This window comes from Sphingorhabdus sp. SMR4y (assembly GCF_002218195.1).
Classification (GTDB): Bacteria; Pseudomonadota; Alphaproteobacteria; order Sphingomonadales; family Sphingomonadaceae; genus Parasphingorhabdus.
Genome location: NZ_CP022336.1, coordinates 1189075 through 1204108 on the forward strand (window position 1 = coordinate 1189075; position 15034 = coordinate 1204108).

General features: G+C 58.0%; 7 protein-coding genes and 1 tRNA gene. 4 read left to right on the top strand and 4 right to left on the bottom strand.

Annotated elements, in window-relative coordinates; genetic code table 11:
• Positions 1–17 precede the first annotated feature (17 nt).
• Complete coding sequence (locus tag SPHFLASMR4Y_RS05640) at positions 18–5156, top strand: hypothetical protein (protein WP_260807084.1); 5139 nt, start codon at positions 18–20, stop codon at positions 5154–5156.
• Between the two features lie 115 nt (positions 5157–5271).
• Here SPHFLASMR4Y_RS05640 and SPHFLASMR4Y_RS05645 read toward each other — a convergent pair whose 3' ends face one another.
• The 4 genes from SPHFLASMR4Y_RS05645 to thyA form a co-directional block, all read right to left on the bottom strand.
• Entirely contained in the window at positions 5272–6579 is a 1308-nt protein-coding gene (locus SPHFLASMR4Y_RS05645) for a dihydrolipoamide acetyltransferase family protein (RefSeq protein ID WP_089132689.1), read from the bottom strand.
• The gene (locus tag SPHFLASMR4Y_RS05650) at positions 6576–7589 is read right to left on the bottom strand and encodes an alpha-ketoacid dehydrogenase subunit beta (RefSeq protein WP_089134704.1); all 1014 of its coding nucleotides are present in this window, start codon (positions 7587–7589) and stop codon (positions 6576–6578) included. The genes SPHFLASMR4Y_RS05645 and SPHFLASMR4Y_RS05650 overlap by 4 nt, the downstream gene beginning before the upstream one ends.
• Positions 7586–8860 (bottom strand): 3-methyl-2-oxobutanoate dehydrogenase (2-methylpropanoyl-transferring) subunit alpha, encoded by a 1275-nt coding sequence (locus SPHFLASMR4Y_RS05655; protein WP_089132690.1) that lies wholly within the window; start codon positions 8858–8860, stop codon positions 7586–7588. Before SPHFLASMR4Y_RS05655 ends, SPHFLASMR4Y_RS05650 begins: the two co-directional genes overlap by 4 nt.
• Before the next feature lie 111 nt (positions 8861–8971).
• Positions 8972–9862, bottom strand: coding sequence for a thymidylate synthase (gene thyA / locus SPHFLASMR4Y_RS05660; protein WP_260807141.1), 891 nt, complete (start codon positions 9860–9862; stop codon positions 8972–8974).
• Positions 9863–10092: 230 nt separating this feature from the next.
• On the opposite strand from thyA, the gene SPHFLASMR4Y_RS05665 reads away from it, so the two are divergent.
• From SPHFLASMR4Y_RS05665 to SPHFLASMR4Y_RS05675, 3 genes are all read left to right on the top strand, one after another.
• Positions 10093–10169 (top strand) — tRNA-Pro (locus SPHFLASMR4Y_RS05665).
• A gap of 138 nt (positions 10170–10307) precedes the next feature.
• On the top strand, positions 10308–12467 hold the full coding sequence (locus SPHFLASMR4Y_RS05670; RefSeq protein ID WP_089132691.1) for an EAL domain-containing protein: 2160 nt from the start codon (positions 10308–10310) through the stop codon (positions 12465–12467).
• A gap of 53 nt (positions 12468–12520) precedes the next feature.
• Complete coding sequence (locus SPHFLASMR4Y_RS05675; protein WP_089132692.1) at positions 12521–15028, top strand: hybrid sensor histidine kinase/response regulator; 2508 nt, start codon at positions 12521–12523, stop codon at positions 15026–15028.
• The last annotated feature ends 6 nt before the right edge of the window (positions 15029–15034 follow it).

Below are 15034 nucleotides of genomic sequence, written 5' to 3' on the forward strand. Positions count from 1 at the left end.
GAATTCCGGACATGACCGTGGGTAAACTGACCACCTTTTTCAAGCCAGTCGGTCTGGCATTGGCGGCTTGCGCCCTCAGCGCACCGGCCTCTACGGCACTCGCCCAGCCCGAGTTTGCCGAGGAGCAGCCGCATGCGCACGATTTCGCGATCGAACAGGCGCAGGATCTGCCGCTGATCAGCAATATCGCGCAAGCGGAATGGGATATCGGCGGCCAGCGGCTGCGGAAACCGTCCAATCGCGTCGATGTCCAGGTCGAGCAGCCCCCTGCCGATCCGCTGGAAATCACGATTTACCACTTTGCCGACCCGCCAGGGGCCGAGCAATTTCCGATTGGCCAGACAATGTGCCGCGGCACGCAAGGCAGTGTGCCGATCGAACTCAGCGGCGCCTTCGCCGGAACGCCCAGAAGCCCGGCCTCGGTCATGCCGACCGACAATATCAGGGCCGGCGAGCCTCTGATCGTCTCGATCATGGCCGATGACCGCAATCTCAATCCGCTGGCGATCGACAGTTTCGACATCTATCTGACCACGCCGACCGGTGACCGGGAACAGATCAATATTGTCGAAACCGCGGTCAACAGCGGCCGCTTTGTCGGGCTGATCAACACCGCCGCGGTTCCGCCCTCCCCGATCCAGGGCGATTGCGTCCTCTCGGTCAAACGCGGGGAATCCTTCGACATCACCGTCCATGAACTGGGCGGCCGGGCCATTGGCATCGCGAAAGTCGGAATTCTGATCGATCCGTTTGGCGAAATATTCGACAGCGCCGACGGCACGCCGGTCAGCGGCGCGCGCGTCACCCTGATCGACATCGTCACCGGCCAGCCTGCCCAGGTCTTTGGGGATGACGGGGTTTCGCTGTTCCCGAGCACGGTGATTTCGGGCAGCAGCGTCACCGACAGCAGCGGCACCGTCTATGACTTCCCTGACGGCTATTATCGCTTCCCCTTTGCAAAACCGGGCCGTTATCGCCTGCTCGTCGAGCCGCCCGCACCCTATAGTTTCGCGTCGGCTGCGACGCCGCAGCAAATGACAGGATTGCGGCGGACCGACGGGCTTCCCTTTATCATTGTCGACGGTTCCTATGGCGGTGTCATCGTCCTGAACGACCCGGCCCCGGTGCGCGTTGATGTGCCGGTGGACCGGCCCGGCGCGCCATTGCTGATCACAAAATCCGCCTCGACGACCCAGGCAGCGCCCGGAGACGCCGTGCAATATCGCATCACCGTGCAGAATTCCGATGTCCGGCGAAGCACCGGCCAGATCACGATTGCCGACCAGCTTCCGGCAGCAATGCGGCTCAAGGCCGGCACGGTCCGCTATAATGGCGATCTGATCACGCCCACGGTCGCCGGCAATGGACAGGATTTCTCGGTCGCCGTACCGCCGCTGGCTCCGTCCGCAACCGCCCTGCTGACCTATATTGCCGAAGTGCGCCAGGATGCCCGGCCCGGAGACGCGCTCAATCTCGCGTCCGCGCGCGATGATCGCGGCGCCACCAGCGAGACCGTCGATGCGATCATCAGCATTGTCCGCGACGGCATTTCCGAACGGTTCACGCTGGTCGGCCGGATCACCGAAGGCGGTTGCAGCACCGATCCGCGGACGGCTGCGGGCATTGGCAACATCCGTGTGATGCTGCAGGACGGGACCTATACCGTCACCGACAGCGACGGCCGCTACCATTTCGAGGGGCTAAAACCCGGCCTGCACGTGGTCCAGATCGATCCGTCGACCTTCCCGGCCGATCAGGCACCGGTTGATTGTGCGCAGAATACGCGCAGCGCGGGCAGCGCTATTTCCCGCTTTGTCGAAGGCCGTGGCGGCGCGCTGAAACGCGCAGACTTCCGCGCCAGAACAGTCGCTCCCAGAGAGATGAAGACAGCCACGGCCTATCAGAAGCCGGAGGTCCTGACGGATCCCGAAGCCGCTGGCGCCGGCCGTGACTGGATTTCCGGCGAACAGCCCGGCATCGCATGGCTGTTTCCCGAGGCAGAGCATAATCCGCGGGTCAAGGCGCTGCGCGTCGCGATCAAGCATCACGCCGGTCAGCGGGTCGAGCTTTCGGTCAATGGCAAACCGGTCACCCCCCTCGCCTTCGACGGCATCAAGAAAAGCGCCGACGGCAAGGTCCGGGTCAGCACCTGGCGCGGGATCGAGATCGGCGAGCGCAGCAATATGCTTGTCGCCCGCGTCGTCGACCGTGATGGCAAGCTGGTCCGGGAACTGGAGCGCAAGGTCCATTATGCCGGCAGCCCGCTGCACGCGGAACTGCTGAAAGACCGCTCCATTCTCGTCGCCGATGGCGTCACCCGTCCGGTAATCGCGGTCCGGCTGACCGACCGCGACGGCAGGCCTGCCCGCAACGGCATGGTCGGTGACTTTTCTGTTCCGGCTCCTTATGCGCCGGCGATCGAAATCGACGCGCAGCAAGCCAACCAGCTCGCCGGTCTCGAACGCGGCGGCCCCGTGTGGCGGGTCGAGGGCGAGCAAGGCATTGCCTATATCGAGCTGGCTCCAACCACGGCTTCCGGTTCGCTGAGCATTGCCTTCCCCTTCCGCGACGGCGAAGTCGAACGCGCGCAACGGGTCGAAACCTGGCTTGATCCGGGTGACCGGCCATGGACCGTGGTCGGCTTCGCTGCCGGCACCTTAGGTTTCAACACGCTCGACGAACGGCTCGAGGATCTCGCCAACGATGAGGACACTATCAACGTCGATGGCCGCGTCGCGCTTTATGCGAAGGGCCGGGTGACCGGCAAATGGCTGATGACTCTCGCCTATGACAGCGACAAGGAAGAAGATGAAACCCGGTTCCAGGGCATCATCGACCCGCGCCGCTATTATACCGTCTATGCCGACCGCAGCGAACAGCGTTATGACGCCGCGTCGGTCCGCCGTCTCTATCTGAAGCTCGAACGCCCCCAGTTTTACGCCCTGTTCGGCGATTATGAAACCGGCATCAGCGAGCCCGAGCTGGCCCGTTACCAGCGCGCCTTCAACGGTATCAAGGCGGAATATAAAAGCGATCAGGTGCATCTCAACGCCTTTGCCGCCGATTCACCCAACCGGTTCCGCCGGGAGGAAATTCAGGGCAATGGCCTTTCCGGCCCTTATGCCCTCGCCTCCCGGGACATCCTGGCCAACAGCGAACGGATCGCACTGGAAACCCGCGACCGCTTTCGCTCGGAACGGATCGTCGAGCGGCGCGAGCTGACCCGGCATATCGACTATGATATCGACTATCTCGCCGGGACACTCCGTTTCCGCGAGCCGGTGCTCAGCCGTAGCAGCGCGCTCGATCCGCAGTTCATCATCGCCGAATATGAAGTTCTCGGTATCGGCGACCGCAATCTCAACGCGGGTGGCCGCGCGACTTACCAGACCGCCGACAAGAAGCTGAAAATCGGCGCAACAGCGGTGCACGACGAAAATGAAAGCGTCAAAACCGATCTGCTGGGCGTCGACGTCCGTTATCGCCCGGATCTCAAGACCGAATTGCGGGCGGAACTTGCCCTCACCGACAATGAAGCGAAGGACCTGAGCGCAACCAGCAGCGGCAAGGCAGCAACCGCATGGCTGGTCGAGGCCGAACATCACGGTTCGAAATTCGACATTCTCGCCTATGTCCGGCGTCAGGCTTCGGGCTATGGCCTGGGCCAGTTGAATGCCGCCGAAAGCGGCACCCGCAAGTTCGGCATCGATGGCCGGGTCGGCATAAGCGACAATCTCTCGCTTGCCGTAACCGGATACCAAGAGAATTTCCTGATGTCCGACGCGCGCCGTCGTGCCGCGACCGCCGAACTGGAATATCGCTCCGACGACACATCTTTCCGCGCCGGACTGGTCTATGCCAATGACCGGCTGTCGGACGGCGCGGTGAATGAATCGACCCTTGTCCGGCTCGGTGCGACGCAGCGGCTTTTCGGCGGCAAGCTGGAGCTCGATGCGCAGACCGAATTTGCGCTGGGTGGACAGGATGAAAGCATCGACTTCCCGGCCCGGCACAGCGTCTCGGCGCGCTACGCGTTGACCGAGGACATCAAGATCATTGGCACCTACGAGATTGCCGATGGCGAGAATATCGATGCCCGCACCGCCCGTATCGGCGTCGATGTCTCTCCCTGGAACGGTGCGCGCATCGTCAGCAGCATGAACCAGCAGGACATCACCGAATATGGCCCGCGCAGCTACGCCGCCTACGGCCTGACGCAAAGCATTCCGGTCGGTGACAAATGGACCATCGATTTCTCGCTGGATGGCAATGAAACGATCAGCGGATTCGATTCCGACGATGTGATCAACAGCGAACAGCCGGTCGCCTCTGGCGGTTTTCTTGGCAATGATGCAACATTGACCGAAGATTTTCTCGCGGTCACCGCTGGCGCAACGTACCGGCACGACGACTGGAGCTGGACCGGCCGCGCCGAATATCGCGATGGCGATATCAGCACCCGCTACGGGCTGACCACCGCCCTGCTGAAGCAGATCGGCGAAGGCAGCGCGCTCGGCGCACTGGCCAGCATATTCATTGCCAAGGATGAAAATGGCGTCAGCTCGCGTGTCATCGAAGCCGAAGCGAGCTGGGCCCATCGTCCGTCGGACAGCCGCTGGTCATGGCTCGAAAAGCTCGAATTCCGGGAAGATCGCGTGCGCAACGCTGTTTCCGGCACGTCGGGACCGATTGGTGGCGCGCCGCTGCTGGTCGATGGCAATGTCACATCGCGCCGGATCATCAACAGCCTGAGCGTGAATTACACACCGCTGCAATCAAATGACGGCATTTTCAGCGAAGCGGGGGAATATGCATTCTTCTGGGGCAGCCGCTATGTTTTCGATCGTTTCGGCCAGGACGATGTCAAAGGCTGGAGCAATGTCGTCGGCGCGGATGTCAAATTCGACCTGTCCGACACGATTGACGTCGGCGGTCAGGCCACCGCCCGCATCGGCAATGACTTCGACAGCGTCGCCTATTCCGGCGGACCAAGCATCGGCATCACCCCGTTCAAGAACGCCTATATCTCGGTCGGCTATAATGTCGTCGGTTTCGCCGATCGCGACTTTGAGGAAAGCCGCTATACAAGAGACGGCCCGTTCGTCACCTTCCGCCTGAAATTCGACCAGGAAAGTCTGGGCGGCTTGGGGCTTTGAGGGTGGAAAAGAAACAATAGCCCCATTCCGTTCGCACGGAGCCTGTCGAAGTGCTTCTAGCGGTGTAGACTGTCCTTCGACAAGCTCAGGACGAACGGCAACTCCCCCGCGCCCTTCAGTCCGCGAACAATAATACCGGCGTCTCGAGCAGGTGCTTGAGCGCCTGCACATAGCTCGCCGCATCATAGCCATCGACCACGCGGTGATCGCAGGAGATCGACAGGTTCATCAGCTTCCGTGCGTGAATCTCGCCGTCGATGATCATCGGGCGTTCGACAATCTTGTTGGGTCCGATGATCGCCACTTCCGGACGGTTGATCACCGGCGTTGTCGCAATGCCGCCAAGCGGGCCAAGCGACGTCAGCGTCAGGGTCGAGCCGGTCAGCTCTTTCGCAGTCGCCGTTCCTTCTCGTGCGGCATTTGCCAGTCGGGCTATCTCGGAGGCCAGTTGCCAGACATTCATGTCCTGCGCATCCCGCAGCACCGGCACCATCAGCCCCTGCCCCGTCTGCGTGGCCATGCCGAGATGGACCGCACCATGGCGAGTGACGACTCCGGCCTCGTCATCATAAGTCGCATTGAGCATCGGAAATTCGGGCAGCGATTTGCAGATCGCGACAATCATCAGCGGCAACATGGTCAGTTTGGGCCGGTCGCCACGATTGGCGTTCAGATCGGCGCGCATATCTTCCAGCTCGGTCATGTCGATTTCGTCGACATAGGAGAAATGCGGAATATTCCGTTTCGATTCTGCCATATTCTGTGCAATTCTGCGCCGCATGCCGATAACTTTTATCACTTCATCGTCACGTTTTTGCACGCTGCCGGCTGGGCGATAGCCCTGGCCCGAACCATAGTTCAGATAGGCGTCGAGATCGCTGTGCCGGATATGCTCTCCCTGCGCTTTCACCTGCCCCAGATCGACGCCGAGATCGGCCGCCCGCTTGCGAACCGCCGGCGTGGCGAGCACTTTCTGCCCGTCATTTTTCGGTGCCGGACTATCGGCAGCCTCGGCAGCCTCATCGGCCTCTATCTTATCCGATGGCGGCGTTGGACTTGAATTTATCTCTTTTTTATCAATATCTTGATCGACATTCCTGGCAACAGGCTCCGGCTCTTCAGAGACACTGGCACCAACGTCGGATGCTTCCAAATCTTCCAATTTGTCGGCATCCACTTCGCCCTCGACCTCGATCTCCACCAGCATCGATCCGATCGCGACAATATCGCCTTCTTCCCCGGCCAGTGCGACAATTGTGCCGGACACCGGCGCTTCCATCTCGACGGTGGCCTTGTCGGTCATGACGTCGGCCAGCTGATCGTCTTCGGCCACGACATCGCCGATCTTGATATGCCATTTGACGATTTCCGCTTCGGCAATACCCTCGCCAATATCAGGCAGATTGAATGTATATTTGCTCATGATTTCAAGTCCCTGACAATTTTCTCCAGCGCTTCACCGATCCGCACCGGTCCGGGGAAATAGGCCCATTCCAGGCTGTGCGGATAAGGCGTATCAAAGCCGGTGACCCGCTCGATCGGCGCCTCCAGATGATAGAAACAGCGTTCCTGCACCAGCGCCGACAGCTCCGCGCCAAAGCCGCTGGTCCGGGTCGCCTCGTGCACGATCAGGCAGCGTCCGGTCTTCTTCACCGACTCTTCGATCGTCTCGATATCCACCGGAACAAGTGTCCGCAAATCAATGACTTCGGCGTTTATCTCATGTTCCTCGACCACCGCCTTGGCGACATGGACCATCGTGCCATAAGCGAGAACCGTTACCGCATCCCCCTCGCGCACGATCTTGGCCTTGCCCAGCGGCACTGAATAATAGTCCTCCGGCACTTCGGCTTCGGCAAATTTCGACCAGGGCGCGACCGGATTGTCATAATAGCCGGTAAATGGCCCGTTATAGATACGCTTTGGCTCGAAAAAGAGCACCGGATCATTGTCCTCGATCGCCGCAATCAACAGCCCCTTGGCGTCATAAGGCGTTGATGGAATGACGGTTTTCAGGCCCGAAACATGGGTAAACATCGCTTCCGGCGACTGGCTGTGCGTCTGCCCGCCAAAAATACCGCCGCCAAAGGGCGACCGGACCGTCAGCGGCGCGGTAAACTCGCCCGCCGAACGATAGCGCAGCCGCGCTGCTTCGGAGATCAGCTGGTCCATGCCGGGATAGATATAATCGGCAAACTGGATTTCCGGCACCGGTCTCAGACCGTAGGCACACATGCCCACCGCCGCGCCGATGATGCCGCATTCGGAGATTGGCGTGTCAAAGCAGCGGGTCTTGCCGAATTTCTCCTGCAACCCGGCTGTCGCGCGGAAAACCCCGCCAAAATAGCCGACATCTTCGCCCATGATCACGACATCGTCGTCGCGCTGCATCATCGTTTCGAGGCCGCTGTTGATCGCCTCTATCATGTTCATGACGGCCATTTGATTTCCCGTTCCTTATTGGCCTGAGCGGCTTGTTCCTTGAGGTGCCATGGCATGTCTTCAAACACGTCCTGGAACATGGTTTCGAACGGCTGGTGCAGACCGTGACCCAGAATGCCGTTTTTGGCGGCTTCCTTGACCGTCTCCTTGACCGCTTCCAGACATTCGGTGTCCAGTGCCTCCTGCTGCTCCTCGCTCCAGACACCGCGCCGGATAAGATGCCGTTTGAGCCGCATGATCGGATCGCCAAGCGGCCATTCTTCGCGCTCCTGCGCGCTGCGATAGGCCGTGGGATCGTCGGAAGTGCTATGCGCTTCGGCGCGATAGGTGAAATGCTCGATCAGGGTCGGTCCCTGGTTGGTCCGCGCCCGTTCCGCCGCCCAGCTGGTTGCGGCATAGACCGCGAGTGGATCATTGCCGTCGACCCGCAAAGCGGCGATACCATAGCCGGCACCGCGCGCGGCAAAGGTGGTCCGCTCGGCGCCTGCAAAGCCGGAGAAGGAGGATATCGCCCACTGGTTGTTGACCACATTCATGATCACCGGCGCGTTATAGACGGCGGCAAAGGTCATCGCCGCGTGAAAATCCCCTTCGGCGGTCGAACCCTCGCCGCACCAGGCGGCGGCAATGCGGCTGTCACCCTTGCTGGCGCTGGCCATCGCCCAGCCTACGGCCTGCGGATATTGGGTGGTCAGATTGCCGGATACGGTGAAAAAATTGAGTTCGCTCGAGCTGTACATGATCGGCAGCTGACGCCCCTTCAGCTTGTCCGCCTTGTTCGAGAAAATCTGGTTGACCATCTCGATCATCGGATAGCCGCGGACGAACAATATTCCCTGCTGGCGATAGCTCGGGAAGCACATGTCATCACTGTGCAAGGCCATGGCAGCGGCAACCGATGTCGCCTCTTCACCCGTACATTTCATGTAGAAGCTGGTTTTGCCCTGGCGCTGCTGCCGATGCAGCCGGTCATCAAAGGTGCGCACCTGCACCATGGTGCGCAGCATCTTGAGCAATATTTCATCATCCAGCTTCGGATCCCAGGGACCGACAGCCTTGTGATCGTCATCCAGCACGCGGACCATCTCATAGACCATGTCCTGCATGTCCTTGGGCGCGGTATGGATATCGGGCCGGGCCTGCGCTCCGGCTTCGGGAATTTGCAGTTCGCTATAGTCGACCGTATCTCCCGGTCGGAATTTCGGTTCGGGTATATGTAAAGTCAGCGGCGGCAAATTGCTTTTGGTTTTGTCATCAGCCATCAGACCTCTCCAGCAAGAATCGCGCAATTGTTGCGCTGCAATATTTGTTCAACCAGCTGTTACAATATTACAAAACCCAATTTAGGTCAATCTCCCTGCCCTTTTACCTGTTCACACCGCTACCGGCGCGGAAATATGCGCCTGCGGCTGATAATCCTGCACCTCGAAATCGCTGATATCATAATCAAAAATCGAATCGGGCTTGCGGAGAATTTTCAGTTTCGGGGCACCGGCCGGCGCGCGCGCGATCTGCTCTTCGACCAGTTCGGCGTGGTTGAGATAGAGATGAACATCCCCGCCATTCCACACCAGTTCGCCAGGTTCCAGATCACATTGCTGCGCGATCATCCGGATCAGCAGCGCAGCTGAAAAAACGTTGAAAGCAAAGCCCAGACCAAGGTCGCAACTGCGCTGATAAAGCAGTCCCGACAATTTACCGCCGGAGACATAGAATTGATAGGTTTTGTGGCAGGGCGGCAAGGCCATCTGGTCCAGCTCTGCCACATTCCAGCCAGTGAAAATATGACGGCGGGAGCCGGGATTGTTCCTGATTCCATCGATCAGGGCTTCAATCTGGTTAAATCCCTTCTCTTCTCGGCGGTACAGCCCCTCGCCGGCCGGTGTATAGCGCGGCCAGTCGACCCACTGCTTGCCATAGACAGGCCCCAGATCACCCCATTTCGCCGCGAAAGCATCATCCTCGATGATCCGTTGTTCAAACGTGTCACGATCCAGTTGCTCGCCGGTTTCCTTGCGATATTTGTCGAGCGGCCAGTCGGTCCAGATATGGACCTTCTGCTTGACCAATTCGCGGATATTTGTGTCCCCCGTCAGGAACCACAGCATCTCCCGGGCCGCTGTTTTCCAGAAAACGCGCTTGGTGGTGAGCAACGGAATGGCATCACCGGCGAGGTCAAACCGCATTGTCACCCCGAAAACCGCCCGCGTACCGACACCGGTGCGGTCGATACGCTCGTCTCCCTGCGTCCAGATTTTCCGCATCAGGTCGAGATATTGCTGCTCATAATGCTGTTCGGGAATCAAACCACCAATCTCCAACCAATGTTTCGCAAACGGTAGACCCCTCGGCGCCTATGCTCAACCCAATCCGCTCGGGGACATCAAGGGTCACAGTTTTGCGAGGCTCGCAGCCTATGGCTTGAACCGCGGATTAAAACGGCATATGGTCCGCTTATCGCATCGCTTGCGCCAGTATGGAAGAGCAAGCCGATCGGGAAGTAGCTCAGCCTGGTAGAGTACTGCCTTCGGGAGGCAGGGGCCGGAGGTTCGAATCCTCTCTTCCCGACCAGCGATATCGAAAACATGCTTCCAAATCTTCCAATTTGGCCCGTCATGTCACAGACTGAGAACGGACCTGATCTGAAAAAACGATCAGATAAACAGACGTTAACCTTATATTGATTATCGCCCTGTAGTGCCTTCAAGCATGAGCACGCGTGTATTAATAGTCGATGACCGGCCCACCAATCTGCGGATTTACGCCCAGTTTGTGACGCTGATGGGGGAGAAATATTCCGCCGTCACCTATGCTGATCCCGTCGAGGCACTGGAATGGTTGCGCGACAACAAAGCGGATCTCATGGTCGTCGATTACCGCATGCCCCAGATGAACGGCGCGGACTTCATTCGCAGGGTCAGGATGATGCCCGGTACCAGTGAAGTTCCCGCCATTGTCATTACCGCGCACCAGGATCGCGAGTGCCGGCTTGCTGCTCTCGATGCCGGGGCCACCGACTTTTTGCAAAGTCCTGTCTCGCACGTCGAATTCTGCAGCCGCGCCTTATCGTTGCTGACGCAAAGCAAGAAAAGCGTGACCCTGCGCAAACGCGCTTCGGAGATCGAGCGCAAGCACGCGGCTATCGACGGGGCAATATCAAACGAGGGTCCGTCGGGCAAAAGCATGCTCGAACAAATCATCGACACGATCCCGATCATGATCAACGCCACCGATCGATCCGGGAAATGCCTGTTCACCAACGCCTATCAGTCCGCTCTGTTTGACAAGGACCCGGACGAGATGGTGGGAACCGACTTTTCTGATAATTTCGAACCGACACTGGCTGCCAATACCCGTCGGCGAGACGCCATGGTTCTGAAATCGGGTCTTGCAATTCCGCATTTCGAAGAAAAAATCACCAGCGATGGCGTCGATCTGATTTTCCATTGCAACAAATCCCCGCTGCTCAATCACAAAGGCGAAACGATCGGCGTGCTGACCACGGCAGTTGACATCACGGCCCGGAAATTTGCCGAAGAGCACAGAACGCATCTGGCGCTGCATGACATGCTTACGGGGCTCCCAAACCGCGTGCTTCTTGCCGAGAATGTCAAAACCACCATCGCCAACTGCAAGAAAACCGACAGCCAGGCGGCTCTTTTGCTGCTTGATCTGGATCGTTTCAAGATCATCAACGACACCCGTGGCCATCACAGTGGCGACGCCCTGTTGCGCGAAGTCGCGCAGCGGATCTCCAAGGTTATCGGTCCCGAAGATTTCGCCGCGCGCATCGGTGGCGACGAATTTGCAGTCATTCTGAGCAAATTTGAGAATATCGATTCAATCAATTCGCGCTGTTCCAAGATATTGAAAGCAATCAGCGAACCCTATGCGATCAGTGGCATCGGTCAGGTTATCAGCGCATCAATCGGTGTCAGCCTGATGCCCGGTGACGGGGACGAATATGAGGAAGTGCTGCGCTTGGCCGATCTGGCCATGTATGATGCCAAAGCCAACGGCCGCAACTGCTACCGGTTCTTCTCGGAAGACATGAACGAGATTGCCCAGGCCGATGCGGCATTGGAAAACGAATTGCGTGATGCGTTTAACGACAATCAATTCGCGCTGGAATATCAGCCGATTGTCGATGCGAAGACGCTCGAATATGTCGGCCTTGAAGCACTGATCAGATGGGATCATCCCCGCCGGGGGCGCTTGCTTCCAATCCAGTTCATCCGGGTGGCGGATGAAAGCGGGCTTATGGATATACTCGGCCGTTGGGTCATTGGCGAGGTCTGTCGCGAAATCAAAGCCTATGCCGACCGTGGCATTGATCTTCCCCGTGTTGCAATCAACGTTTCTCCCCGTCAGTTCCAGAACCAGAATCTCTTTCAGGAACTGTTGGCAAATATAGAGGCCAACGGCATTGAACCGTCGAAGATCACGATCGAGATTACCGAAGAATTGCTGATCGACAATAATGAGCAAGTCCGAGCAACGCTTCAGCAGATTCGGGCCAGCGGTGTCGGGATTTCCATTGATGACTTCGGAACCGGCTATTCCTCCCTGCAATATCTTAGAGATCTGCCGGCCAATTGCCTGAAGATCGACCGAACATTCATCTCCCGCATCGAGCATAGCCCGGCCGATCGCGCGATTATCGGAACCATCGCCCATCTGGCACACGCGCTCGACATGCGTGTCATTGCCGAAGGGGTTGAGAATGATGCACAGCTCGATCTGTTGCGTGTCTCCGGTTGCGACGAAATTCAGGGTTTCAAGATTGCGCGTCCACAACGGGCAGAGGACCTCGGGAAATTATTTGACGGCCGGAAGAGTGATCCGACCAGTCATGTGGCTGAAGGTTAATCAGCTTGCTGTTCGCCAAAACAAAGGCGCCGAAACGGTCGCATAGGCATCATATGCACCCGAAAGGCGGCATGGATGGCCAGGTACGCGACCGCGAACATGAGATGATCAAGAACCGGATCGTTCTGGTCATATTGGGGTGGTCCCTCAGCATGTTACTCGGCGCTTCCTCCGGGCTGATCATCGGCTTCAGTGCCTATTTCATTCTGAGCGTTGCCATTGCCATTGCCTATCGTTTGGGCTCCACACCATCCAACTTGCGGCGTTTTTTCGGACTTTGCACCGATTTCGGTGTCGGAGCGTTCCTCTTTCAGATCGGCGGAGAAGGCGTAGCGGCCGGATATCCGCTATTTCTCTGGGTCATTCTCGGCAACGGTTTCCGCTTTGGCATTCAGTGGCTTTTCATGGCGTCCGCCATGGCAGCCATGGCGTTCGGATGGGCCATATATTCCGTAGAATTCTGGCGCCAGAATTCCTCGCTTTCGATTGGCTTGCTGATCGGCCTGCTGGTCATCCCGGCCTATTGCTCGACATTGATTACCAAAATTTCCCAGGCGAAAGAAGAAGCCGAAGCGGCCAATAAGGCCAAAAGCCTGTTTCTGGCGAGCATCAGTCACGAACTGCGCACACCGCTGAATGCGATCATCGGCTATGGCACGCACTTGCTCGAAATGAAGCTGCCGGAGAAACAGCACCAGATGATCGCAACCAGTGTTTCGGCTGGTCGTCATCTGCTCTATCTGATCAATCAGTTGCTGAATTTCGCACAATCTGATTCGCGGGAAGAACTGCCAGAACCAAAATCATTCTCTCTGGTCGACATTCTCTCCGAAGTCCGCGACATCATGCAAATCGCCGCCGATGAGAAGGATCTCGAAATCATCCTTCAGGCGGAGCCGAGCAGCGACCAGTTGATTTCAGGTCAACGCGACTATGTTCGCAACATACTCCTCAACCTCACCAGCAATGCGGTAAAATTTACAAAGTCGGGATCGGTCACATTGAGATGCGGATTTATCTCTCCATCCGATCCAGCCGAAATGTGGGTGTCGGTGAGCGATACCGGGCCCGGGATCGCGAAAGAGGACCATCAGAAGATATTCGATGTTTTCCAGCAGGCTAACGACAAGATTGCGAATGAATTCGGCGGGACGGGACTGGGATTGGCAATCTGCCAGAAACTGGCCAACCAGATGGGTGGTGAGATTTCCCTCGACAGCGATCTCGGTGCCGGCAGTACCTTCACCCTGTCATTCCCGGTCGACCTACTGGAACCGGACGCCCGGGACAGCGACAATGACGTCGTCAGGATCCTGTCGCTCACACAGGATAACCATGCTCCGGACATCTGTAATGATAAAGATCAGCCGGTCAAAATCGACCATTTCCAGTGCGAGACACCGGAGGACATTCAGGAAATTATAGGCCAGCTCAATCTCGAACTCTATGACATCGCTTTGCTGGATGAAGCTCTTGCGAGCATCCAGGACGATCAGTCTCCGCTTTGGTCTGCCTTCCAGGCCGCTCAACTTCCGCCGGTTTTGTTGACCGAAGGCAAGGCAAAGACTCTCAGAGACATCCAGCTGCGTGCCGCTTTCGCCACCCTTCTTCCTCCCGGCTCGGATTTCAGCGCAATACGCAGCGCCGCCCAGATCGGCTGTTCCTTTGTGGGCTCGGGCCCGCGCCAGCAGATCGACGCAGAAGAAAGCCATCAGCCATCCGAAGTCAAACCGGTCCGCGTGCTGGTTGCGGATGACAATCGGACCAACCAGATGGTACTGGAGACGATCCTGTCCAATGTCGGACACGAGGTCACGGTGGTGGCAGACGGAGAAGCAGCCCTCGAACAACTCGAACAGGGGTTTTTCGATATCGTCTTCCTGGATGTAAACATGCCGGTCATGGGGGGCATCGAATGCTGCCGGTTGTGGCGGCAGATCGAAGGACCGAGGAACCATGTTCCGATCATCGGTCTGACAGCAGACTCGACCGAGGAAACCGAAAAGAAATGCCTCGATTCCGGCATGGATTTGCGAATTACAAAACCGATCGAGGCAACCGAACTGATCGAGGTTATCGCGTCGCAGACGGACAATAGGGACAGCGGGCAGCCAGCCGAAACCGTTTCCGATCCGATGGGCGTGGTCAGCCATTTCGACAGCAAGTTGCAGCGGCCCGAACCGCCAGCCGTTGATCCGACTCAACTGGATTATCTGCTGTCGATTGGCGATGAGGCGTTTGTGAAATCGATCATAGAGGCCTATCTGGAAGATACCGGCGAAATCCTCGTCGCCTTCCGCAAGTCGGTGGAAGATGCATCCGTTGATGATTTCCGTTTCCACGCTCATGCGTTCAAAAGCGGCGCCGCCAATGTCGGCGCTAGTCATCTTGTAGAAACGTGCTCGAAACTGGAGGTTATCGCCGAACCGGAGTTCTTGGAAAGACGTCAGGAATATCTGGCGAAAATCGAACAACAGATCATCGATATCCGCGCTTATCTCGACAGCAGATTGGCCACCGCAAATGATCCGGCACCAGCCGAACAGGCCGCGCTAATCTAGCTTATT

Bases quoted from the DNA above. Each gene is read 5' to 3' on its own strand.
- SPHFLASMR4Y_RS05650 (WP_089134704.1), bottom strand. From the start codon at position 7,589: ATGAACATGATAGAGGCGATCAACAGCGGCCTCGAAACGATGATGCAG.
- SPHFLASMR4Y_RS05670 (WP_089132691.1), top strand. From the start codon at position 10,308: ATGAGCACGCGTGTATTAATAGTCGATGACCGGCCCACCAATCTGCGG.
- thyA (WP_260807141.1), bottom strand. From the start codon at position 9,862: ATGCGGAAAATCTGGACGCAGGGAGACGAGCGTATCGACCGCACCGGT.
- SPHFLASMR4Y_RS05645 (WP_089132689.1), bottom strand. From the start codon at position 6,579: ATGAGCAAATATACATTCAATCTGCCTGATATTGGCGAGGGTATTGCC.
- SPHFLASMR4Y_RS05655 (WP_089132690.1), bottom strand. From the start codon at position 8,860: ATGGCTGATGACAAAACCAAAAGCAATTTGCCGCCGCTGACTTTACAT.
- SPHFLASMR4Y_RS05675 (WP_089132692.1), top strand. From the start codon at position 12,521: ATGCACCCGAAAGGCGGCATGGATGGCCAGGTACGCGACCGCGAACAT.